The organism is Enterobacter sp. PI-10, from assembly GCF_027947695.1.
GTDB lineage: Bacteria > Pseudomonadota > Gammaproteobacteria > Enterobacterales > Enterobacteriaceae > Enterobacter > Enterobacter vonholyi.
Window position 1 is genome coordinate 457,941 of the sequence record NZ_JAJNOG010000001.1, and the last position, 21,677, is coordinate 479,617.

The following is a 21,677-nucleotide window of genomic DNA, read 5'->3' on the forward strand; positions in this document are numbered from 1 at the left end:
ATGAGTAGCGTAGATATTCTTGTTCCCGACCTGCCTGAATCCGTAGCAGATGCGACCGTCGCTACCTGGCACAAAAAACCAGGCGATGCCGTTAAGCGCGATGAAGTGCTGGTAGAAATCGAAACTGACAAAGTGGTACTGGAAGTACCGGCTTCGGCGGATGGCGTTCTGGACGCGGTGCTGGAAGATGAAGGTACTACCGTCACCTCTCGTCAGATCCTGGGTCGCCTGCGTGAAGGCAATAGCGCGGGCAAAGAGTCCAGCGCAAAATCTGAAGAGAAAGCCTCTACGCCGGCTCAGCGCCAGCAGGCGTCTCTGGAAGAACAGTCTAACGACGCTCTCAGCCCGGCGATCCGTCGCCTGCTGGCGGAACACAGCCTTGACCCGGCAGCCATTAAAGGCACCGGTGTGGGCGGTCGTCTGACCCGTGAAGACATCGACAAGCATCTGGCGAAAGCGCCAGCTCAGGCGGAAGCGAAAGCTCCTGCGGCGGCACCAGCAGCGCAGCCTGCACTGGGTGCCCGCAGCGAAAAACGCGTGCCGATGACCCGCCTGCGTAAGCGCGTTGCCGAGCGTCTGCTGGAAGCGAAAAACTCTACCGCGATGCTGACCACCTTCAACGAAGTGAACATGAAGCCAATCATGGACCTGCGCAAGCAGTACGGTGACGCGTTTGAAAAACGTCACGGTATCCGTCTGGGCTTTATGTCCTTCTACGTGAAGGCGGTGGTTGAAGCGCTGAAACGCTATCCGGAAGTGAACGCGTCCATCGATGGCGATGACGTGGTTTACCACAACTATTTCGACGTCAGCATGGCGGTTTCTACTCCACGCGGCCTGGTAACGCCGGTTCTGCGTGATGTGGATACCCTGGGTATGGCTGACATCGAGAAGAACATTAAAGAGCTGGCTGTTAAAGGCCGCGACGGCAAGCTGACCGTAGACGACCTGACCGGCGGTAACTTCACCATTACCAACGGCGGCGTATTCGGCTCGCTGATGTCTACCCCGATCATTAACCCGCCGCAGAGCGCGATCCTGGGTATGCATGCCATCAAAGATCGCCCTATGGCGGTAGACGGTAAAGTTGAGATCCTGCCGATGATGTACCTGGCGCTCTCTTACGATCACCGCCTGATCGACGGCCGCGAGTCCGTGGGCTTCCTGGTAGCGATTAAAGAGCTGCTGGAAGATCCAACCCGTCTGCTGCTGGACGTCTAGTTTTGCAGTCTTGCCCGGCGGCGTATGGCTGCCGGGCCAATAAAAGCACGACCTAACGATTACCTGAAGGATGGATAGAACACATGAACTTACATGAATATCAGGCCAAACAGCTGTTTGCCCGGTATGGCTTACCGGCTCCGGTGGGTTATGCCTGTACTACCCCGCGTGAAGCAGAAGAAGCCGCATCTAAAATCGGTTCCGGCCCTTGGGTAGTTAAGTGTCAGGTTCACGCTGGTGGCCGTGGTAAAGCGGGCGGTGTGAAGGTTGTTAAGAGCAAAGAAGAGATTCGTGCGTTTGCTGAACATTGGCTCGGCAAGCGTCTGGTAACGTACCAGACAGATGCGAACGGCCAGCCGGTTAACCAGATCCTGGTGGAAGCGGCGACCGATATCGCGAAAGAACTTTATCTGGGCGCGGTTGTTGACCGTAGCTCCCGTCGCGTGGTGTTCATGGCGTCTACCGAAGGCGGCGTGGAAATCGAAAAAGTGGCGGAAGAAACCCCGCACCTGATCCACAAAGTGGCTATCGATCCGCTGGCAGGCCCAATGCCTTACCAGGGGCGCGAGCTGGCGTTCAAGCTGGGCCTGGAAGGTAAACTGGTTCAGCAGTTCACCAAGATCTTCATGGGGCTGGCAACTATCTTCCTGGAGCGCGATCTGGCGCTGATCGAGATCAACCCACTGGTGATCACCACCCAGGGCGATTTGATCTGCCTCGACGGCAAGCTGGGCGCTGACGGCAACGCGCTGTTCCGCCAGCCGGATCTGCGCGAAATGCGCGACCAGTCTCAGGAAGACCCGCGTGAAGCACAGGCTGCGCAGTGGGAACTGAACTACGTGGCGCTGGACGGCAACATCGGCTGCATGGTTAACGGTGCGGGCCTGGCAATGGGCACCATGGACATCGTTAAGCTGCACGGCGGTGAGCCAGCAAACTTCCTCGACGTAGGCGGTGGCGCAACCAAAGAGCGCGTAACCGAAGCGTTCAAAATCATTCTCTCTGACGACAACGTGAAGGCCGTTCTGGTTAACATCTTCGGCGGCATCGTACGTTGCGACCTGATCGCCGACGGTATCATCGGTGCGGTAGAAGAAGTGGGTGTTAACGTTCCGGTGGTTGTGCGTCTGGAAGGTAACAACGCTGAACTCGGCGCGAAAAAACTGGCTGACAGCGGCCTGAATATTATTGCAGCGAAAAGTCTGACGGATGCAGCTCAGCAGGTTGTTGCCGCAGTGGAGGGGAAATAATGTCAGTTTTAATTAATAAAGATACCAAGGTTATCTGCCAGGGCTTCACCGGTAGCCAGGGGACTTTCCACTCCGAACAGGCAATTGCCTACGGTACGCAGATGGTTGGCGGTGTTACGCCAGGTAAAGGCGGCACCACCCACCTGGGCCTGCCTGTGTTTAACACCGTGCGTGAAGCCGTAGAAGCGACGGGCGCCACCGCGACCGTGATCTACGTTCCGGCACCGTTCTGCAAAGACTCTATTCTGGAAGCGATCGACGCAGGCATCAAACTGATCATCACCATCACCGAAGGCATCCCGACGCTGGATATGCTGACCGTGAAGGTGAAGCTGGATGAAGCTGGCGTGCGTATGATTGGCCCGAACTGCCCAGGCGTTATCACCCCGGGCGAATGCAAAATCGGCATCATGCCGGGCCACATTCACAAACCGGGTAAAGTGGGCATCGTGTCCCGTTCCGGTACCCTGACCTATGAAGCGGTTAAGCAGACCACCGACTACGGTTTCGGCCAGTCCACCTGCGTGGGCATCGGCGGTGACCCGATTCCGGGCTCTAACTTCATCGACATCCTGAAGCTGTTCCAGGAAGATCCACAGACCGAAGCGATCGTGATGATCGGTGAGATCGGTGGTAGCGCGGAAGAAGAAGCGGCTGCTTACATCAAAGAACACGTGACCAAGCCAGTTGTGGGCTACATCGCGGGTGTGACTGCGCCGAAAGGCAAGCGTATGGGTCACGCAGGCGCGATCATCGCCGGTGGTAAGGGTACGGCTGATGAGAAATTCGCAGCGCTGGAAGCCGCAGGCGTGAAAACCGTTCGCAGCCTGGCGGATATCGGCGAAGCACTGAAATCCATCATTAAGTAAGTCCTCTCTGCTCCCCGAAAGGGGGGCGTTGCAGTATAAAAATGTCCGTTTCGACATGGTTGGCCGCTGTAAAGCGGCCTTTTTTATTGCCTGCCGGGCGTCATGCAATAGTCACAATTGGGTGTTAATTAGAGAGGATGTAAAAGTAAAATAATTGTTATTTATTTGCCTTTAAGAGAGCAGATGGAAAAAAATAAAAAACGCACTAAAATTTATGTCCTGAATAAATCAGTCATTAAGCGTAACTGAGTTAATAAAAATCACTTCTGTTTATATTCATCCGTCGATTCGATAACCTTAATTGTATTTCATATACATATTTTTAACATGGTTTTTACCATGTTCACCACATCAAAACACAATTAACATTAAGAATTGTTTTTGATTTAAATCAATGTTTAATCCTTGGAAAAAGGCGCTGAAAAGCGCTAAATTGTTCCCGATCAAAATGGCCGAAAAGTGGTAATTTTGCTATAAATTGATCGCCGTCGAAAAACGTAAATGTGATTCAATAAAAACCTGTTTATTGTAAGGGTTTTGCAGCGTATTATATTTGCGGGATCAATTTGAGTTTTTTATTAACGTATTTGTAACCTCACGTCATCGTTTTTATCCTCCCTCAGGGTAATAACGACGACAAGGATGCGAATAATTTGTATTGGGGCATGCGTGTGGATCTCTTTCTGACGGGGTCCACTCTCGGAGTCTTCATGCGATGAGCAAGGAGTCATGATGTTAGATATAGTCGAACTGTCGCGCTTACAGTTTGCCTTGACCGCGATGTACCACTTCCTGTTTGTGCCACTGACGCTCGGTATGGCGTTCCTGCTGGCCATTATGGAAACGGTATACGTTCTCTCCGGCAAACAGATTTATAAAGATATGACCAAGTTCTGGGGCAAGTTGTTTGGTATCAACTTCGCACTGGGCGTGGCAACCGGTTTGACCATGGAGTTCCAGTTCGGGACTAACTGGTCTTACTATTCCCACTATGTAGGGGATATCTTCGGTGCGCCGCTGGCCATTGAAGGTCTGATGGCATTCTTCCTCGAATCCACCTTTGTAGGTCTGTTCTTCTTCGGTTGGGACCGTCTGGGTAAAGTCCAGCATATGGCGGTGACCTGGCTTGTGGCATTAGGTTCGAACCTGTCCGCGCTGTGGATCCTGGTTGCGAACGGCTGGATGCAGAACCCTATCGCGTCTGATTTCAACTTCGAAACCATGCGTATGGAGATGGTCAGCTTTGCCGAGCTGGTCCTGAACCCGGTTGCTCAGGTTAAATTCGTTCACACCGTCGCTTCTGGCTACGTGTGCGGCGCGATGTTTGTGCTGGGCATCAGTTCTTACTATATGCTGCGTGGTCGTGACTTCGCGTTTGCTAAGCGCTCCTTTGCTATCGCTGCAAGCTTCGGTATGGCTGCCATCCTCTCTGTTATCGTTCTGGGTGATGAATCCGGTTACGAAATGGGTGACGTGCAAAAAACCAAACTGGCCGCCATCGAAGCCGAATGGGAAACCCAGCCGGCGCCTGCTGCCTTTACGCTGTTCGGTATTCCCGATCAGGACGCGCAGGAAAACCGCTTTGCCATTCAGATTCCTTACGCGCTGGGTATCATTGCCACTCGTTCTGTTGATAAGCAGGTGACGGGTCTGAAAGAGCTGATGGTTCAGCACGAAGAGCGTATTCGTAACGGTATGAAAGCCTACTCGCTGCTGGAACAGCTGCGTGCTGGCTCTACAGACCAGACCGTCCGCGACCAGTTTAACGACGTGAAGAAAGATCTGGGTTATGGCCTGTTGCTGAAGCGTTATACCCCGAACGTTTCTGATGCGACGGAAGCGCAGATCCAGATGGCAACCAAAGACTCGATTCCACGCGTTGCGCCTCTGTACTTCGCATTCCGTATCATGGTGGGCTGCGGCATCATCATGCTGCTGATCATTGCGGCGTCCTTCTGGTCTGTGATTCGCAACCGCATCGGCGAGAAAAAATGGCTGCTGCGCACCGCGCTTTACGGTATTCCACTGCCGTGGATCGCAATTGAGTCCGGCTGGTTTGTTGCGGAGTATGGCCGTCAGCCATGGGCGATCGGTGAGGTCCTGCCAACGGCGGTGGCGAACTCGTCCCTGACCGCAGGCGACCTGATCTTCTCCATGCTGCTGATTTGTGGTCTGTACACCCTGTTCCTGGTGGCTGAACTGTTCCTGATGTTCAAGTTCGCGCGCCTTGGCCCAAGCAGCCTGAAAACCGGTCGCTATCACTACGAGCAGTCCACTGCGACTACTCAGCCGGCACGCTAAGACAGGAGTCATCAAATGATCGATTATGAAGTATTGCGTTTTATCTGGTGGCTGCTGGTCGGCGTTCTGCTGATCGGTTTCGCCGTCACGGATGGTTTCGACATGGGGGTGGGGATGCTCACCCGTTTCCTCGGTCGTAATGACACCGAGCGTCGAATCATGATCAACTCCATCGCCCCGCACTGGGACGGTAACCAGGTGTGGCTGATCACCGCAGGCGGCGCGCTGTTCGCTGCCTGGCCGATGGTCTACGCGGCTGCGTTCTCCGGTTTCTATGTGGCGATGATTCTGGTGCTGGCCTCTTTATTCTTCCGTCCGGTCGGTTTCGACTACCGTTCGAAGATTGAAGATACCCGCTGGCGCAACATGTGGGACTGGGGCATCTTCATCGGTAGCTTCGTTCCACCGCTGGTGATCGGCGTGGCGTTTGGTAACCTGCTGCAGGGCGTACCGTTCCACCTGGACGAATACATGCGTCTTTACTACACCGGTAACTTCTTCCAGCTGCTGAATCCGTTTGGTCTGCTGGCCGGCGTAGTGAGCGTGGCGATGATCATCACTCAGGGCGCAACCTATCTGCAGATGCGTACCGTGGGCGAGTTGCACCTGCGTTCTCGCGCGACGGCTCAGGTTGCTGCGCTGGTAACGCTGGTTTGCTTCGCGCTGGCCGGCGTGTGGGTGGTGTACGGCATTGATGGCTACGTGGTGACGTCTGCCATTAACCACACCGCACCGTCTAACCCGCTGACCAAAGAAGTGGCTCGTCAGGCTGGCGCATGGCTGGTGAACTTCAACAATACCCCTGTGCTGTGGGCGATCCCGGCTCTGGGCGTGCTGTTGCCGCTGCTGACCGTGTTGACGTCTCGTCTGGAGAAAGGCGCTCTGGCGTTCGTGTTCTCATCACTGACCCTGGCGTGCATCATCCTGACGGCGGGTATTGCGATGTTCCCGTTCGTCATGCCATCCAGCACCATGCTGAATGCTAGCCTGACCATGTGGGATGCAACGTCCAGCCATATGACGCTGAACCTGATGACATATGTTGCTTGTGTGTTCGTTCCGATTGTTCTGGCTTACACCATCTGGTGTTACTGGAAAATGTTCGGTCGTATCACTAAAGAACATATCGAAAGCAACACCCACTCTATGTACTAAGTAAGGAGCTGAATATGTGGTATTTCGCATGGATTTTAGGGACGCTTCTTGCCTGTGCATTTGGTGTCATCACTGCCCTGGCGCTTGAACACGTAGAAGCGACCAAAGCGGGTGAAGAAAAACACTGATGAATATTATCGCGACGCTTTACGCGGTAATGGATAAGCGCCCGTTACGGGCGCTTTCTTTAGTGATGGCATTACTGCTGGCAGGCTGTATCTTCTGGGACCCTTCGCGCTTTGCAGCGAAAACCAGCGAGCTTGAAATCTGGCACGGCTTCCTTATTATGTGGGCGGTGTGCGCAGGTGTGATCCACGGCGTGGGCTTTCGTCCGAAAGCCGTTCACTGGCAGGGAATTTTCTGCCCGCTGATTGCCGATCTGGTGCTTCTCGCCGGTTTGATTTTCTTCTTCTTCTGAATAAGAAATGTCCGTTAACGTTATGGGCTTACCCGAGCCCATAAAAATTTACTCTCCGTTTACTTTCCCCCATTCCCAACCCTCTTTCCCGCGCGTATAGTAGCGAAGTTTAAAAGCTCTAACTTTTGTTGCATTACCGGGATGTAAAGTGAATACAACGCTGTTTCGATGGCCGGTTCGTGTCTATTACGAAGATACCGATGCCGGTGGTGTGGTTTACCACGCCAGCTACGTTGCTTTTTATGAACGGGCACGCACAGAGATGCTGCGCCATCATCACTTTAGTCAACAGGTTCTGTTGGCTGAGCGAGTTGCCTTCGTGGTACGCAAGATGACGCTTGAGTATTTTGCGCCTGCCAGACTCGACGATATGCTCGAAGTCCAAACTGAAATTACATCAATGCGTGGGACCTCACTGGTTTTCACGCAGCGGATAGTCAACGCAGAGAATACCGTACTGAACTCAGCTGAAGTACTGATTGTTTGTGTTGATCCAACCATAATGAAGCCTCGTGCGCTTCCTAAGTCTATTGTCGCGGAGTTTAAGCAGTGACTGACATGAATATCCTTGATTTGTTCCTGAAGGCAAGCCTTCTGGTTAAACTTATCATGTTGATTTTGATTGGTTTTTCAATCGCATCCTGGGCCATCATCATCCAGAGAACGCGTATCCTCAATGCCGCCGGCCGTGAAGCTGAAGCGTTTGAAGATAAGTTCTGGTCGGGTATTGAGCTTTCTCGTCTGTACCAGGAGAGCCAGGGACGCCGTGAAAACCTGACCGGCTCCGAGCAAATTTTCTACAGCGGTTTCAAAGAGTTTGCTCGTCTGCATCGTGCAAACAATCATGCGCCGGAAGCGGTGGTGGAAGGTGCCTCGCGTGCGATGCGTATCTCTATGAACCGTGAACTGGAAAACCTTGAAACGCACATTCCTTTCCTCGGCACTGTCGGTTCCATCAGCCCGTATATCGGTCTGTTTGGTACCGTGTGGGGGATCATGCACGCCTTTATCGCGCTGGGCGCGGTGAAGCAGGCGACGTTGCAGATGGTTGCACCGGGTATCGCTGAAGCACTGATTGCGACCGCTATCGGTCTGTTTGCGGCAATTCCTGCGGTTATGGCTTACAACCGTCTGAACCAGCGCGTGAACAAACTGGAACTGAACTACGACAACTTTATGGAAGAGTTCACTGCGATTCTGCACCGTCAGGCGTTTACCAGCACCGAGAGCAACAAGGGGTAAACCATGGCCAGATCGCGTGGACGAGGTCGTCGCGAGCTCAAGTCCGAAATCAATATCGTTCCACTGCTGGATGTCCTGCTGGTACTGCTGCTGATATTCATGGCAACAGCGCCAATCATTACCCAGAGCGTGGAAGTGGATCTGCCGGATGCGACAGAATCACAGGCGGTGAGCACCAATGACGATCCTCCGGTTATCATTGAGGTTTCCGGCGTAGGGCAATACAGCGTCGTAGTAGAGAAAGATCGTATGGATCAGCTGCCGCCTGAGCAGGTTATTGCTGAAGCGCAGCGTCGTCTGGAGTCAAATCCGAAAACGGTCTTCTTAATCGGTGGCGCAAAAGACGTACCCTACGATGAAATTATTAAAGCGCTGAACTTGCTACATAGTGCGGGTGTTAAGTCAGTTGGCTTAATGACCCAACCTATTTGATCATCCGCGTAGTTTTTGGGAACCGATAGTGTCAAAGGCAACCGAACAGAACGACAAGCTTAAGCGAGCGATAATCGTCTCCGCAGTGCTGCACGTGATTCTCTTTGCAGCGCTGATCTGGAGTTCGTTCGACGAGCATATTGATGCATCAGCCGGCGGCGGTGGAGGGTCTTCCATTGACGCCGTGATGGTGGATCCCGGTGCGGTAGTACAGAACTATAATCGCGAACAACAGCAGAAGGCGAGTGCCAAACGGGCTGAAGAGCAGCGTGAAAAACAGGCGCAACAGCAGGCGGAAGAACTGCGTGAAAAGCAGGCCGCAGAGCAGGAGCGTCTGAAGCAGCTTGAGAAGGAACGTTTGCAGGCGCAGGAAGCCGCGAAAGCGCAGGCAGAGCAGCAGAAACAAGCCGAAGAGGCCGCGAAGAAAGCACAGGAACAGCAAAAGCAGGCGGAAGAGGCGGCAGCTAAAGCCGCAGCGGACGCGAAAGCACAGGCTGATGCCCAGGCAAAATTAGCGGCAGAAGCGGCGAAGAAAGCCGCTGCTGATGCTCAGAAGAAAGCTGAAGCGGAAGCCGCGAAGAAAGCCGCTGCTGATGCCCAGAAGAAAGCTGAAGCGGAAGCCGCGAAGAAAGCCGCTGCCGATGCTCAGAAGAAAGCCGAAGCGGAAGCCGCGAAGAAAGCCGCTCAGGAAGCAGAGAAGAAAGCTGCTGCCGAGGCCGCGAAGAAAGCGGCTGCTGCTGAGAAAGCGGCTGCAGAAAAAGCCGCGGCAGAAAAAGCTGCAGCCGCCGAAAAAGCCGCTGCGGACAAAAAAGCTGCAGCTGAGAAGGCCGCTGCCGATAAGAAAGCTGCTGCTGAAAAAGCGGCAGCTAAAAAGGCTGCCGCCGCTGAAAAAGCCGCTGCTGCCGCAGGGGTTGACGATCTGCTGGGCGATTTGAGCTCAGGTAAGAATGCACCGAAAACGGGCGGTGGGGCGAAAGGAAACAACGCAGCGCCGACGGGAAGTGGTAACACTAAGAGTAACGGTGCGACAGGGGCTGAAATCAACGGTTATGCCGCGCAGATTAAATCCGCTATTGAAAGCCGATTCTATGATGCGTCTTCCTATACCGGTAAAACGTGTACGTTGCGTATAAAACTGGCTCCGGACGGCATGCTGTTGGATATCAAGTCTGAAGGTGGCGACCCGGCTTTATGTACTGCGGCCCTGGCTGCAGCGCGTCAGGCGAAGATGCCTAAACCGCCGTCTCAGGCTGTTTACGAAGTCTTCAAAAATGCGCCGCTGGACTTCAAACCTTAAGTTACATTTTCCCCGTGCAAACGGGGAAAAATAGACCAGGTTTAGTCACAGGGTTCTGGTAGTTTTGTCTATTTGAGTTTGTTAACATTCTGCTAAATTATCGTGGGTAAGGTTACCCGGATAAGGGAGATATGATGAAGCAGGCATTACGTGTAGCATTTAGTTTTTTAATGCTGTGGGCAGCAGTACTGCACGCAGAAGTACGTATCGAGATCACCCAGGGGGTGGACTCGGCGCGCCCAATCGGTGTTGTTCCGTTCCAGTGGGCAGGTCCTGGCGCTGCGCCTGAAGATGCAGGTGGCATCGTGGCGGCTGACCTGCGTAACAGCGGTAAATTCAACCCGTTAGATCGTTCTCGTCTGCCTCAGCAGCCGGGTAGCGCGCAGGAAGTACAGCCTGCAGCATGGTCTGCGCTGGGTATTGATGCCGTGGTTGTGGGTCAGGTTACGCCTAACCCGGACGGCTCTTACAACGTTGCCTGGCAGCTGGTGGATACCGGCGGTGCACCGGGTACCGTTCTGGCACAGAACTCTTACAAGGTCACTAAGCAATACCTGCGCTATGCTGCACATGCTGCCAGCGATGCGGTATTTGAAAAACTGACCGGCATTAAAGGTGCGTTCCGTACCCGTATCGCGTACGTGGTGCAGACCAACGGTGGTCAGTTCCCGTACGAACTGCGCGTATCTGACTACGACGGCTACAACCAGTTCCTGGTGAAACGTTCTTCACAGCCGCTGATGTCTCCAGCCTGGTCTCCGGACGGTTCTAAACTGGCCTATGTAACCTTCGAAAGCGGCCGCTCAGCGCTGGTTATCCAGACGCTGGCAAACGGTGCTGTTCGTCAGGTAGCGTCGTTCCCACGTCACAACGGTGCGCCTTCGTTCTCTCCGGACGGCTCTAAACTGGCCTTTGCGCTGTCAAAAACCGGTAGCCTGAACCTGTACGTGATGGATATTGGCTCTGGTCAGATCCGTCAGGTTACCGACGGTCGCAGCAACAACACTGAACCTTCATGGTTCCCGGACAGCCAAAACCTGGCGTTTACTTCTGACCAGGCCGGCCGTCCACAAATCTACAAAGTCAACATCAACGGCGGTGCTCCGCAGCGTATTACCTGGGAAGGTTCGCAGAACCAGAACTCAGACGTGAGCAGCGACGGTAAATTTATGGTAATGGTGAGCTCCAACGGTGGGCAGCAGCACATTGCCAAACAAGATCTGGTAGCGGGTGGCGTTCAAGTTCTGTCGTCAACGTTCCTGGATGAAACGCCAAGTCTGGCACCTAACGGCACGATGGTAATCTACAGCTCTTCTCAGGGGATGGGATCTGTGCTGAATCTGGTTTCTACAGATGGGCGTTTCAAAGCGCGTATTCCGGCAACTGATGGACAGGTAAAATCACCTGCCTGGTCGCCGTATCTGTAAATAATAATTAATTGATTACTAAAGGAATCATAGAAATGCAACTGAACAAAGTGCTGAAGGGGCTGATGATCGCTCTGCCTGTAATGGCAATCGCAGCGTGTTCTTCTAACAAGAACGCCAGCAATGACCAGAGCGGCGAAGGCATGATGGGTGCCGGCACCGGTATGGACGCGAACGGCAATGGCAACATGTCTTCTGAAGAGCAAGCGCGTCTTCAGATGCAGCAGCTGCAGCAGAACAACATCGTTTACTTCGATCTGGATAAATACGACATCCGTTCTGACTTCGCTGCGATGCTGGATGCGCACGCTAACTTCCTGCGTAGCAACCCATCTTACAAAGTCACCGTAGAAGGTCACGCGGACGAACGTGGTACCCCAGAGTACAACATCTCCCTGGGTGAACGTCGTGCTAACGCTGTTAAAATGTACCTGCAGGGTAAAGGCGTTTCTGCTGACCAGATCTCCATCGTTTCTTACGGTAAAGAAAAACCTGCAGTACTGGGTCACGACGAAGCGGCTTACTCCAAAAACCGTCGTGCCGTACTGGTTTACTAAGAGAATTGCATGAGCAGTAACTTCAGACATCATCTGTTGAGTCTGTCGTTACTGGTTGGAATAGCGGCCCCCTGGGCCGCTTTTGCTCAGGCACCAATCAGTAGTGTCGGCTCAGGCTCGGTAGAAGACCGGGTCACTCAACTCGAGCGTATTTCTAACGCTCATAGCCAGCTTTTAACCCAACTCCAGCAACAACTTTCCGATAACCAGAATGATATTGACTCTCTCCGCGGTCAGATTCAGGAAAGCCAGTATCAGCTTAACCAGGTTGTGGAACGTCAGAAGCAAATCTTGTTGCAGATAGATAGCCTGAGCAGCGGTGGTGCAGCAGCACAGCCAGCCGCAGGCGATCAGAGCGGTGCTGCGACGTCTGCGCCAGCGCCATCTGCTGATGCTTCAGCCTCAACAGGCGCGCCTGTACAGAGCGGTGACGCGAATACTGACTACAATGCGGCTATTGCCCTGGTGCAGGATCAATCTCGTCAGGATGACGCGATTGCTGCGTTTCAGAACTTTGTTAAGAAATACCCTGATTCCACTTATCAGCCAAATGCCAATTACTGGCTCGGTCAGTTGAATTACAACAAGGGTAAAAAGGACGATGCGGCGTTTTATTTTGCCTCCGTGGTAAAAAACTACCCGAAATCGCCAAAAGCGCCTGATGCGATGTACAAAGTGGGCGTCATCATGCAGGACAAAGGCGACACTGCGAAAGCCAAAGCGGTTTATCAGCAGGTGGTCTCTAAATTCCCGGGCACCGAAGGTGCTAAGCAGGCGCAAAAACGTCTGAATTCGATGGGATGATTATCGCATGACCAGAAATCGCGTTATTTCTGGTCGTGCAGCATGATTACTAAGCAGTTAAGTGATCTTCATCGAAATTTTTGTTGCGCAGAATTCTTAAATCAGTAATATATGCCGCCGTTGCCACGGGATATCAAACAACGTGAAAACAGCATAAAAGTGGGTCGTTAGCTCAGTTGGTAGAGCAGTTGACTTTTAATCAATTGGTCGCAGGTTCGAATCCTGCACGACCCACCACTAAGTCAGGTGGAAGTAGTAGTAAAACGTGAAGGATAACGTTGCGTCAGCAACGGCCCGTAGGGCGAGGCGAAGCCGAGTCATCCTGCACGACCCACCACTTAACGCAGTTCCGGCAGTACAGAGTGGGTGATTAGCTCAGTTGGTAGAGCATCTCCTTTACACGGAGGGGGTCGGCGGTTCGAGCCCGTCATCACCCACCACTCGGGTCGTTAGCTCAGTTGGTAGAGCAGTTGACTTTTAATCAATTGGTCGCAGGTTCGAATCCTGCACGACCCACCAATTTTATTGGTGCCGAGTGATAATTCAGGCAACACCCGAATGGGTCGTTAGCTCAGTTGGTAGAGCAGTTGACTTTTAATCAATTGGTCGCAGGTTCGAATCCTGCACGACCCACCAGCCTGAATAAATTTGCAGTACATCCCGCAAGGGGTCGTTAGCTCAGTTGGTAGAGCAGTTGACTTTTAATCAATTGGTCGCAGGTTCGAATCCTGCACGACCCACCAGTGTAGAAAGGCGCCCTAAAGGCGCCTTTTTGCTATCTGCGGTACAACAAATGCTCCGCCCATCTATTCCCGGTGACTTTTCACTCCAGATTCGCTATCTTGTTTAGTATACAAAACACAATTGCCACGCGTTTTGCTATGTCAGGCAAATGAAAGGCAATATTGTTAAGCCCGTAAAACGAGAAGCCATAATGAGTGTGATGTTTGATCCTGAAGCCGCAATCTATCCGTTTCCGCCAAAGCCTGTCCCGCTGAGCCAGGACGAAAAGCAGTTCTACCGCGAGAAGATCAAACGTCTTCTTAAAGAGCGCGATGCGGTAATGGTGGCCCATTACTACATCGACCCGGAAATTCAACAGCTGGCTGAAGAGACCGGGGGCTGCATTTCTGACTCACTGGAGATGGCGCGCTTCGGTGCACGACATCCCGCTTCCACGCTGCTGGTTGCCGGTGTGCGTTTTATGGGCGAAACGGCAAAGATCCTGAGCCCGGAAAAAACCATTCTGATGCCCACGCTTAACGCGGAGTGTTCCCTGGATCTCGGCTGTCCGATTGACGAATTCACGGCCTTCTGTGATGCCCATCCTGACCGGACTGTGGTGGTCTACGCTAACACCTCTGCGGCCGTAAAAGCGCGTGCAGACTGGGTGGTCACATCGAGTATCGCCGTTGAACTGATTGAACATCTGGATAGCCTGGGCGAGAAAATTATCTGGGCGCCCGATCGCCATCTCGGCAATTATGTCCAGAAGCAGACGGGTGCTGATGTTCTCTGCTGGCAGGGCGCCTGTATCGTTCATGACGAGTTCAAGACCCAGGCGCTGGCGCGCATGAAGGCGCTTTATCCTGACGCAGCCATTCTTGTTCACCCTGAATCTCCGCAGTCGATCGTCGACATGGCGGATGCCGTGGGTTCCACCAGCCAGCTTATCAACGCTGCCAGAACGTTGCCTCACAAGCAGCTTATCGTGGCGACCGATCGCGGTATCTTCTACAAGATGCAGCAGGCCGTACCGGAGAAAGAGCTTCTTGAAGCGCCAACGGCAGGCGAGGGCGCAACGTGTCGCAGCTGTGCACATTGCCCATGGATGGCGATGAACGGCCTGAAAGCGATTGCCGAGGGGTTAGAAACCGGTGGTGCGGCGCATGAAATCCATGTGGATGCCGCCCTGCGTGAAGGCGCGTTAATTCCGCTTAACCGCATGCTGGATTTTGCGGCTACACTACGTACTTAATTCAAAACGCCCCGGGGAAAAGATGGATTTTTTTAGCACACATAACATTCTGGTTCATATACCGATTGGTACAGGTGGCTATGACCTGTCATGGATTGAGGCCGTTGGCACGCTGGCGGGATTACTCTGTATCTGGCTGGCAAGCCTGGAGAAGATAAGCAATTACGCGTTCGGGCTGATTAACGTCACGCTGTTTGCGATTATCTTCTTCCAGATCCAGCTGTACGCCAGCCTGCTTTTGCAGCTGTTCTTCTTTGCCGCCAATATTTACGGCTGGTACGCCTGGTCGCGTCAGAACAGCCAGCAGGAGGCCGAGCTGCAGATCCGCTGGCTGCCCCTGCCGAAAGCCATCGCCTGGTTCGTCGCCTGCGTGGTGGCCATTGGCTTAATGACCGTTTACATCAACCCGGTGTTTGCCTTCCTGACCCGCGTTGCCGTTTCGGTCATGTCCGGCCTCGGCATGAACGTAACGATGCCAGAACTCCAGCCGGATGCTTTCCCGTTCTGGGATTCCTGCATGATGGTGCTGTCGATTGCAGCGATGATTCTGATGACCCGTAAATACGTTGAGAACTGGCTGCTGTGGGTCATCATCAACGTGATCAGCGTGGCGATCTTCGCCCTGCAGGGCGTCTATGCGATGTCGCTGGAATATCTGCTGCTGACCTTCATCGCGCTGAACGGCAGCCGGATGTGGATTAACAGCGCGCGCGAGCGAGGCTCTCACGCGCTTTCCGGCTAGTGGTCATGATGATGTGAATGACCGGACTGCGCCTCGTTAAGGTGGCAGTCCGGTCCGCTACAGGGCTGATACTCCATCTGAACGGTGGCATGGCTAATGTCGTAGTGATGTTCCAGAAAGTGCTGGATGCGATCGAGCAGCGCATCGTGGTCGTGAGGGGGGATCACCTGGACGTGCAGCGTCATGACCGGTTTCTCTCCCACCAGCCAGACGTGAACATGATGAACGTTGCGTACTTCCGGGACTGAACGGCGCAGGTTGCGCTTCAGCTCGTCGATATCCATGGAAGCTGGCGCCCCTTCAAGCAGTTCATTCACGCTCTCCTTCAGCAGCCGCCACGCGCTGCGCAAGACCAGACACGACACCAGTATGGACAGAATCGGATCGACAGGCGTCCAGCCGGTGTAGAGGATCACCAGCGCGGCGACAATCGCCCCGACTGAGCCGAGCAAATCACCCATAACATGCAGAGCCGCAGCGCGTACGTTGAGGTTCTTTTCCCCGCTGCCGCGGTGCAAAATCCAGAAGGCCAGAATATTCGCCAGCAGTCCTGCTACGGCAATCACCATCATGGTTGCCCCGGCGATCGGCTGCGGGTGTCTGAAGCGCTGTATTGCCTCCCAGACGATAAGAATGGTAATGACCACCAGCGCAATAGCGTTAACAAACGCGGCCAGTGTGGTCAGTCGCAGCCAGCCGAAGGTATGGCGCGCATTTGGAGGACGACGCGCAAACTGCACCGCCATCAGGGCGAAGAGCAGGGCGGCGGCATCGGTCAGCATGTGTCCGGCATCAGCCAGAAGCGCCAGAGAGCCGGAAATCAGGCCGCCAATGACCTCGATAACCATAAACGTTGCCGTGACGCCAAAGGCCAGCATCAGTCGTTTAGCGTTGTCGTTGCCGGATGAGTGCGAGTGTGAATGGGAGTGCGCCATGTCTGCTTTCCTGATGTGTTATTGTTTTTAGTGTAGCGTTTTTAATAGGTTACTCCAAAAAGAAAGGAGAGCCTGAGCTCTCCTTTTTCTGACGGTTCATAACTAATTACTGTGTAGTGCCATCGGTTTTGGTATTGGCGTCGTTACCCACTTTGTCGTTAGGGTCCGGGCATTTGCCGTCCTTGCACATTGAGTTCTTATGGACTTCATCTGAACTCATATTGTCATGGTTCATAGTGCCGGAACCGCTACCGTCTGGATGCAGCATGGTGCCGCCGGTGTTGGTGTTGCCGGTATTGATCTGGCTGTTGTCGACATTATTCGGGGCGATATTCTGTTTCGCATCAGGCGCGGGCTGGCCTGCTGCCGCAGCCGCATTGGCATCACCGTTGCTGTCTGAGGTGCCCGTTTCCGCAGCCAGGACGCTGCCGCTGGCCAGAGTGAGGGTGGCGGTCAGGAAGAGGGTTGCCAGTTTTGTCATTTTCTTCATCATGGTGCTCCTGTTCGTGTCGTTACGCTGGATAACATTCTCCAACAGTGCATCTTTTCAGAGGCGAAAGATCCCGCCTTACGGACTTACGTCAGTAGGGAATCGCGTTTAAGCGTGTAAAATTGGTTGTTACAGTTAAAAAGCTTAGGTTAGATCTCGTTTTTCGCTATTTTATGGCAATTTTTAGGCGAATTCCAGGAATTATCTGCGTGAAGTGTAAAACCGTGTTTACACTTCCTGGTCGACAAGATAGATTGAAAGGATTGCTTTCATTACTAAAGATATGGCAGAGCTGGAACGAAGATGAATTATCAGAACGACGATTTACGCATCAAAGAGATCAATGAGTTATTACCTCCTGTAGCGCTCCTTGAGAAATTCCCCGCCACTGAAAATGCCGCAAACACGGTTTCTCATGCTCGTAAAGCGATCCATAAGATCCTGAAAGGTAATGACGATCGTCTTCTGGTGGTGATTGGTCCGTGCTCCATTCACGATCCGGCTGCCGCGAAAGAATACGCCGCCCGTCTGCTCACCCTCCGTGAAGAGCTAAAGGATGAGCTGGAAATCGTCATGCGCGTCTATTTTGAAAAACCGCGCACCACCGTTGGCTGGAAAGGGTTGATTAACGATCCGCACATGGATAACAGCTTCCAGATCAACGACGGCCTGCGCATTGCGCGCAAGCTGCTGCTTGAGATCAACGACAGCGGCCTGCCTGCGGCCGGTGAATTCCTGGACATGATTACGCCACAATACCTTGCGGACCTGATGAGCTGGGGCGCAATTGGTGCGCGCACGACTGAATCTCAGGTCCACCGCGAGCTGGCGTCCGGTCTTTCTTGCCCGGTGGGTTTCAAAAATGGCACTGACGGCACCATTAAGGTGGCTATTGATGCTATCAACGCCGCTGGTGCGCCGCACTGCTTCCTGTCCGTGACCAAATGGGGTCACTCCGCCATCGTTAACACCAGCGGGAACGGTGACTGCCACATCATTCTGCGCGGCGGTAAAGAGCCGAACTACAGCGCGAAACACGTGGCAGAAGTGAAAGTCGGGCTGGAAAAAGCCGGACTGCCGCCGCAGGTGATGATCGATTTCAGCCATGCCAACTCCAGCAAGCAGTTTAAAAAGCAGATGGAAGTGGGTGCAGACGTCTGCCAGCAGATTGCCGGCGGTGAGAAGGCGGTGATTGGGGTGATGATCGAAAGCCATCTGGTTGAAGGTAACCAGAATCTGGAAGGCAGCGAGCCGCTGGTGTACGGCAAAAGCGTGACCGATGCCTGCATCGGCTGGGACGATACCGACGCCATCCTGCGCCAGCTGGCAAATGCGGTGAAAGCGCGTCGCGGTTAATTCTGACGGCTCAAATAAAAAAGCGCGGACGGTTCCGCGCTTTTTTTATGTCTGGCGAAAATTACTTCGCTTTACCCTGGTTCGCAACAGCCGCTGCTTTCGCCGCGATCTCTTCTGCGTTACCCAGATAGTAGTGTTTGATTGGCTTGAAGTTTTCGTCGAACTCATACACCAGCGGTACGCCGGTTGGGATGTTCAGTTCGAGGATTTCGTCTTCACCCATGTTGTCCAGGTATTTCACCAGCGCACGCAGAGAGTTACCGTGAGCCGCGATGATCACGCGCTCGCCGCTTTTCAGGCGTGGCAGAATGGTTTCGTTCCAGTAAGGCACAACGCGGTCGATGGTCAGCGCCAGGCTCTCGGTGGTTGGCAGCTCAGCGTCGGTCAGCTTCGCGTAACGCGGGTCGTGTCCCGGGTAGCGCTCGTCATCTTTGGTCAGCTCTGGCGGGGTGATTGCGAAGCCGCGACGCCACTGTTTAACCTGCTCGTCGCCATATTTCTCAGCGGTTTCCGCTTTGTTCAGGCCCTGCAGCGCACCGTAGTGACGTTCGTTCAGTTTCCAGGACTTCTCAACCGGCAGCCAGGCCTGATCCAGTTCGTCCAGCACGTTCCACAGGGTGTGGATGGCACGTTTCAGCACAGAGGTGTAAGCAAAATCAAAGCTGAAGCCTTCTTCCTTCAGCAGTTTACCTGCTGCTTTTGCTTCGCTTACGCCTTTCTCGGACAGATCAACGTCGTACCAACCGGTAAAGCGGTTTTCGTTGTTCCACTGGCTTTCGCCGTGACGCACCAGAACCAGCTTAGTAATAGCCATCTCTTACTCCTCAAGCATTTTTAGAATGATAACAATTCTCATTATATTGCCGTGGCCGTGCCAGCAGCAACGCTTAACCCTAACCATAGCGAAAATAGTCTCTGAGTGTAAGATGCTTGTGAATCCAGGGTTATGATTTTGTCTGCGATCGGCGCTATTTTCAGCAAGGCGTGCAGAAAAAAGCCCTCCGGAGGGAGGGCTGAATATTAATGTGGAATAAAATGGTATTCCGTCACGCTCACGTACTCTTCACCCGGGCGCAGCACGCAGTCCGGCTGCGGCCATTCCGGATGATTTGGGCTGTCCGGCAGGAACTCGCTCTCCAGCGCCAGGCCTTGCCAGTCGCTGTACTCATCGTGTTCGCGCGCCGTCGTGCCGCCGAGATAGTTACCTGAGTAAAACTGCAGGGCAGGGGCAGTGGTATAAACCGTCATCTGCAGCTTCTCATCCGCAGACCAGACCTGCGCGGCAGGCCGCTTCACATCACCTTTGGCCTGCAGCAGGAAAGCGTGATCGTAGCCTTTCACCTTACGCTGATCGTCTTCGCTCAGGAAATCCCGGGCGATGGTTTTCGCGCTGCGGAAGTCAAAGCTGGTGCCGCTCACGTCTTTGAGGCCCTGATATGGAATGCCCATCTCGTCAACCGGCAGATACGCATCCGCCAGGATCTGCAGCTTGTGCTCACGCACGTCGCACTGGCTACCATCCAGATTAAAGTACGCGTGATTGGTCAGGTTGACCGGACACGGCCTGTCGACCTTCGCACGGTATTCAATGGCGATACGGTTGTCATCGGTCAGCGTAAAGCGCGCGGATGCGGTAAGGTTCCCCGGGAAGCCCTGATCGCCATCAGGCGAATCCAGTGAGAACAGCACTTCACCGTCGTTTTGACGAACAATCTTCCAGCGGCGTTTATCAAACCCGTCCGGCCCGCCGTGCAGCTGGTTCTCACCCTGGCTTGGAAGCAGGGTGTACTGCTCGCCGTTGAGTTCAAAACGGCTTTTCGCGATGCGGTTAGCATATCGCCCAACGGACGCGCCCAGATAGGCGGACTGATTGACGTACTGCTCAGGCGAGGCGCAGCCGAGCAGGGTTTCGCGCACGCTGCCGTCCGGCATCGGTACGCGGGCAGAAAGAAGGGTAGCACCCCAGTCCATCAGCGTAACGACCATTCCCGCGCTGTTGCGCAGGGTTAACAGGCGATACGGCAGACCATCCGGTGCGAGTGTAGGTGTTTCGTTTAGCACTGTCCGGCTCCTTGTGATGCTTTACAAACATAGAAGGTTTCTTTGATGCCTGTTTTGGCTTCGTACTGCTTCGCCACGGCATCCTGTATGGCAGGGACCAACTCTTCTGGCACCAGCGCAACGATACAGCCGCCAAAACCGCCGCCCGTCATGCGCACGCCGCCTTTGTCGCCAATGGTCGCTTTGATGATTTCCACCAGGGTGTCGATCTGCGGAACGGTGATTTCAAAATCATCGCGCATGGAGGCATGAGATTCCGCCATAAGCTCACCCATGCGTTTCAGGTCACCTTTCGCCAGCGCGGACGCGGCTTCAACCGTACGGGCATTTTCCGTCAGCACGTGACGAACGCGTTTGGCGACAACCGGATCCAGCTCGTGCGCCACTTTGTTAAATTCATTGAGCGTCACGTCGCGCAGGGCTGGCTGCTGGAAGAAACGGGCGCCGGTTTCGCACTGCTGGCGGCGGGTGTTGTATTCGCTGCCCACCAGCGTGCGCTTAAAGTTGCTGTTAACGATCACCACGGCCGCGCCTTTTGGCAGGGGAACGGCTTTGGTTCCCAGCGAACGGCAATCAATTAACAGTGCATGCTCTTTTTTCCCGAGCGCGGAAATCAGCTGGTCCATAATGCCGCAGTTACAGCCCACGAACTGGTTTTCTGCTTCCTGACCATTCAGGGCGATTTGCGCGCCATCCAGCGGCAGATGGTAAAGCTGCTGGAATACGGTGCCGACGGCAACTTCCAGAGACGCAGAGGAGCTTAAGCCCGCACCCTGCGGCACGTTGCCGCTGATGACTAAATCCGCACCGCCGAAGTTCTTGTTACGCTTCTGAAGGTGTTTCACGACGCCGCGCACGTAGTTAGACCACTGCTGGCTGTCGTGCGTCACAATTGGGGCATCGAGGGAAAATTCGTCCGTCTCATTACCGTAATCAGCCGCAATCACGCGGACTTTACGGTCGTCGCGTTTCGCACAGCTAATAACGGTCTGGTAATCGATGGCGCACGGCAGCACGAAACCGTCGTTATAGTCGGTGTGTTCACCGATCAGGTTAACGCGGCCTGGCGCCTGGATAACGTGGGTGGCAGGGTAGCCAAATTTCTCAGCAAACAGGGATTGTGTTTTATCTTTCAGACTCAT

22 protein-coding genes and 5 tRNA genes are annotated in these 21,677 nt (G+C 53.8%); 22 read left to right on the forward strand and 5 right to left on the reverse strand.

The window, feature by feature from the left end; all coding sequences use genetic code 11:
• From odhB to pnuC, 21 genes are all read left to right on the forward strand, one after another.
• Complete coding sequence (gene odhB / locus LRM19_RS02255; RefSeq protein WP_008501093.1) at window positions 1-1,221, forward strand: 2-oxoglutarate dehydrogenase complex dihydrolipoyllysine-residue succinyltransferase; 1,221 nt, start codon at window positions 1-3, stop codon at window positions 1,219-1,221.
• 83 nt (window positions 1,222-1,304) lie between these two features.
• On the forward strand, window positions 1,305-2,471 hold the full coding sequence (gene sucC / locus LRM19_RS02260; protein ID WP_006809579.1) for an ADP-forming succinate--CoA ligase subunit beta: 1,167 nt from the start codon (window positions 1,305-1,307) through the stop codon (window positions 2,469-2,471).
• A complete protein-coding gene (gene sucD, locus LRM19_RS02265; protein ID WP_008501094.1) occupies window positions 2,471-3,340 on the forward strand; it encodes a succinate--CoA ligase subunit alpha in 870 nt (289 codons plus the stop codon). Before sucC ends, sucD begins: the two co-directional genes overlap by 1 nt.
• Window positions 3,341-4,072: 732 nt before the next feature.
• On the forward strand, window positions 4,073-5,641 hold the full coding sequence (gene cydA / locus LRM19_RS02270) for a cytochrome ubiquinol oxidase subunit I (RefSeq protein WP_032638923.1): 1,569 nt from the start codon (window positions 4,073-4,075) through the stop codon (window positions 5,639-5,641).
• Between the two features lie 15 nt (window positions 5,642-5,656).
• Complete coding sequence (gene cydB / locus LRM19_RS02275; protein WP_048226125.1) at window positions 5,657-6,796, forward strand: cytochrome d ubiquinol oxidase subunit II; 1,140 nt, start codon at window positions 5,657-5,659, stop codon at window positions 6,794-6,796.
• Between the two features lie 14 nt (window positions 6,797-6,810).
• Window positions 6,811-6,924 carry a cytochrome bd-I oxidase subunit CydX gene (cydX, locus tag LRM19_RS02280; protein WP_003858598.1) on the forward strand — a complete coding sequence of 38 codons (114 nt, stop codon included), beginning with the start codon at window positions 6,811-6,813 and terminating at the stop codon, window positions 6,922-6,924.
• Complete coding sequence (gene ybgE, locus LRM19_RS02285) at window positions 6,924-7,214, forward strand: cyd operon protein YbgE (protein ID WP_010428735.1); 291 nt, start codon at window positions 6,924-6,926, stop codon at window positions 7,212-7,214. Before cydX ends, ybgE begins: the two co-directional genes overlap by 1 nt.
• Before the next feature lie 148 nt (window positions 7,215-7,362).
• Window positions 7,363-7,767 (forward strand): tol-pal system-associated acyl-CoA thioesterase, encoded by a 405-nt coding sequence (ybgC, locus tag LRM19_RS02290; protein WP_003858593.1) that lies wholly within the window; start codon window positions 7,363-7,365, stop codon window positions 7,765-7,767.
• Complete coding sequence (tolQ, locus tag LRM19_RS02295) at window positions 7,764-8,456, forward strand: Tol-Pal system protein TolQ (RefSeq protein WP_008501101.1); 693 nt, start codon at window positions 7,764-7,766, stop codon at window positions 8,454-8,456. The genes ybgC and tolQ overlap by 4 nt, the downstream gene beginning before the upstream one ends.
• Window positions 8,457-8,459: 3 nt before the next feature.
• Window positions 8,460-8,888 carry a colicin uptake protein TolR gene (gene tolR / locus LRM19_RS02300; RefSeq protein ID WP_003858589.1) on the forward strand — a complete coding sequence of 143 codons (429 nt, stop codon included), beginning with the start codon at window positions 8,460-8,462 and terminating at the stop codon, window positions 8,886-8,888.
• Between the two features lie 28 nt (window positions 8,889-8,916).
• Window positions 8,917-10,185, forward strand: coding sequence for a cell envelope integrity protein TolA (gene tolA, locus LRM19_RS02305; protein WP_111964367.1), 1,269 nt, complete (start codon window positions 8,917-8,919; stop codon window positions 10,183-10,185).
• A gap of 134 nt (window positions 10,186-10,319) precedes the next feature.
• The gene (tolB, locus tag LRM19_RS02310) at window positions 10,320-11,612 is read left to right on the forward strand and encodes a Tol-Pal system beta propeller repeat protein TolB (RefSeq protein WP_008501103.1); all 1,293 of its coding nucleotides are present in this window, start codon (window positions 10,320-10,322) and stop codon (window positions 11,610-11,612) included.
• A gap of 35 nt (window positions 11,613-11,647) precedes the next feature.
• Complete coding sequence (gene pal / locus LRM19_RS02315) at window positions 11,648-12,169, forward strand: peptidoglycan-associated lipoprotein Pal (RefSeq protein ID WP_003858578.1); 522 nt, start codon at window positions 11,648-11,650, stop codon at window positions 12,167-12,169.
• A 9-nt stretch (window positions 12,170-12,178) separates the two neighbouring features.
• Window positions 12,179-12,973 carry a cell division protein CpoB gene (gene cpoB, locus LRM19_RS02320; RefSeq protein WP_109846278.1) on the forward strand — a complete coding sequence of 265 codons (795 nt, stop codon included), beginning with the start codon at window positions 12,179-12,181 and terminating at the stop codon, window positions 12,971-12,973.
• 161 nt (window positions 12,974-13,134) lie between these two features.
• Window positions 13,135-13,210, forward strand: a tRNA-Lys gene (locus LRM19_RS02325).
• Window positions 13,211-13,337: 127 nt separating this feature from the next.
• Window positions 13,338-13,413 (forward strand) — tRNA-Val (locus LRM19_RS02330).
• Window positions 13,414-13,416: 3 nt separating this feature from the next.
• Window positions 13,417-13,492, forward strand: a tRNA-Lys gene (locus LRM19_RS02335).
• Between the two features lie 41 nt (window positions 13,493-13,533).
• Window positions 13,534-13,609 (forward strand) — tRNA-Lys (locus LRM19_RS02340).
• A 31-nt stretch (window positions 13,610-13,640) separates the two neighbouring features.
• Window positions 13,641-13,716: transfer RNA gene (locus tag LRM19_RS02345), tRNA-Lys, on the forward strand.
• A 191-nt stretch (window positions 13,717-13,907) separates the two neighbouring features.
• Window positions 13,908-14,951: a quinolinate synthase NadA gene (nadA, locus tag LRM19_RS02350; protein WP_271367190.1), complete on the forward strand. Its 1,044-nt coding sequence runs from the start codon at window positions 13,908-13,910 to the stop codon at window positions 14,949-14,951.
• Window positions 14,952-14,973: 22 nt separating this feature from the next.
• Window positions 14,974-15,693, forward strand: a complete 720-nt coding sequence (pnuC, locus tag LRM19_RS02355) for a nicotinamide riboside transporter PnuC (protein ID WP_127730077.1) — start codon at window positions 14,974-14,976, stop codon at window positions 15,691-15,693.
• On the opposite strand, the gene zitB is transcribed toward pnuC, so the two are convergent.
• Window positions 15,690-16,628: a CDF family zinc transporter ZitB gene (gene zitB / locus LRM19_RS02360; protein WP_248173045.1), complete on the reverse strand. Its 939-nt coding sequence runs from the start codon at window positions 16,626-16,628 to the stop codon at window positions 15,690-15,692. The genes pnuC and zitB overlap by 4 nt on opposite strands.
• Window positions 16,629-16,734: 106 nt before the next feature.
• Entirely contained in the window at window positions 16,735-17,118 is a 384-nt protein-coding gene (locus tag LRM19_RS02365) for a protein YbgS (protein WP_271367681.1), read from the reverse strand.
• A 303-nt stretch (window positions 17,119-17,421) separates the two neighbouring features.
• On the opposite strand from LRM19_RS02365, the gene aroG reads away from it, so the two are divergent.
• The gene (aroG, locus tag LRM19_RS02370) at window positions 17,422-18,474 is read left to right on the forward strand and encodes a 3-deoxy-7-phosphoheptulonate synthase AroG (protein ID WP_008501110.1); all 1,053 of its coding nucleotides are present in this window, start codon (window positions 17,422-17,424) and stop codon (window positions 18,472-18,474) included.
• 61 nt (window positions 18,475-18,535) lie between these two features.
• On the opposite strand, the gene gpmA is transcribed toward aroG, so the two are convergent.
• From gpmA to galK, 3 genes are all read right to left on the reverse strand, one after another.
• Window positions 18,536-19,288, reverse strand: coding sequence for a 2,3-diphosphoglycerate-dependent phosphoglycerate mutase (gene gpmA / locus LRM19_RS02375; protein WP_023310804.1), 753 nt, complete (start codon window positions 19,286-19,288; stop codon window positions 18,536-18,538).
• Window positions 19,289-19,494: 206 nt separating this feature from the next.
• Window positions 19,495-20,535 (reverse strand): galactose-1-epimerase, encoded by a 1,041-nt coding sequence (gene galM, locus LRM19_RS02380; protein WP_271367192.1) that lies wholly within the window; start codon window positions 20,533-20,535, stop codon window positions 19,495-19,497.
• On the reverse strand, window positions 20,529-21,677 hold the full coding sequence (gene galK, locus LRM19_RS02385) for a galactokinase (protein WP_111963798.1): 1,149 nt from the start codon (window positions 21,675-21,677) through the stop codon (window positions 20,529-20,531). The genes galM and galK overlap by 7 nt, the downstream gene beginning before the upstream one ends.

Coding starts and splice junctions, on each gene's coding strand:
- tolR (WP_003858589.1), top strand. CDS start 8,460: ATGGCCAGATCGCGTGGACGAGGTCGTCGCGAGCTCAAGTCCGAAATC.
- tolB (WP_008501103.1), top strand. CDS start 10,320: ATGAAGCAGGCATTACGTGTAGCATTTAGTTTTTTAATGCTGTGGGCA.
- cydA (WP_032638923.1), top strand. CDS start 4,073: ATGTTAGATATAGTCGAACTGTCGCGCTTACAGTTTGCCTTGACCGCG.
- pal (WP_003858578.1), top strand. CDS start 11,648: ATGCAACTGAACAAAGTGCTGAAGGGGCTGATGATCGCTCTGCCTGTA.
- pnuC (WP_127730077.1), top strand. CDS start 14,974: ATGGATTTTTTTAGCACACATAACATTCTGGTTCATATACCGATTGGT.
- cydB (WP_048226125.1), top strand. CDS start 5,657: ATGATCGATTATGAAGTATTGCGTTTTATCTGGTGGCTGCTGGTCGGC.
- cydX (WP_003858598.1), top strand. CDS start 6,811: ATGTGGTATTTCGCATGGATTTTAGGGACGCTTCTTGCCTGTGCATTT.
- odhB (WP_008501093.1), top strand. CDS start 1: ATGAGTAGCGTAGATATTCTTGTTCCCGACCTGCCTGAATCCGTAGCA.
- LRM19_RS02365 (WP_271367681.1), bottom strand. CDS start 17,118: ATGAAGAAAATGACAAAACTGGCAACCCTCTTCCTGACCGCCACCCTC.
- sucC (WP_006809579.1), top strand. CDS start 1,305: ATGAACTTACATGAATATCAGGCCAAACAGCTGTTTGCCCGGTATGGC.
- ybgE (WP_010428735.1), top strand. CDS start 6,924: ATGAATATTATCGCGACGCTTTACGCGGTAATGGATAAGCGCCCGTTA.
- galK (WP_111963798.1), bottom strand. CDS start 21,677: ATGAGTCTGAAAGATAAAACACAATCCCTGTTTGCTGAGAAATTTGGC.
- nadA (WP_271367190.1), top strand. CDS start 13,908: ATGAGTGTGATGTTTGATCCTGAAGCCGCAATCTATCCGTTTCCGCCA.
- cpoB (WP_109846278.1), top strand. CDS start 12,179: ATGAGCAGTAACTTCAGACATCATCTGTTGAGTCTGTCGTTACTGGTT.
- aroG (WP_008501110.1), top strand. CDS start 17,422: ATGAATTATCAGAACGACGATTTACGCATCAAAGAGATCAATGAGTTA.
- gpmA (WP_023310804.1), bottom strand. CDS start 19,288: ATGGCTATTACTAAGCTGGTTCTGGTGCGTCACGGCGAAAGCCAGTGG.
- zitB (WP_248173045.1), bottom strand. CDS start 16,628: ATGGCGCACTCCCATTCACACTCGCACTCATCCGGCAACGACAACGCT.
- sucD (WP_008501094.1), top strand. CDS start 2,471: ATGTCAGTTTTAATTAATAAAGATACCAAGGTTATCTGCCAGGGCTTC.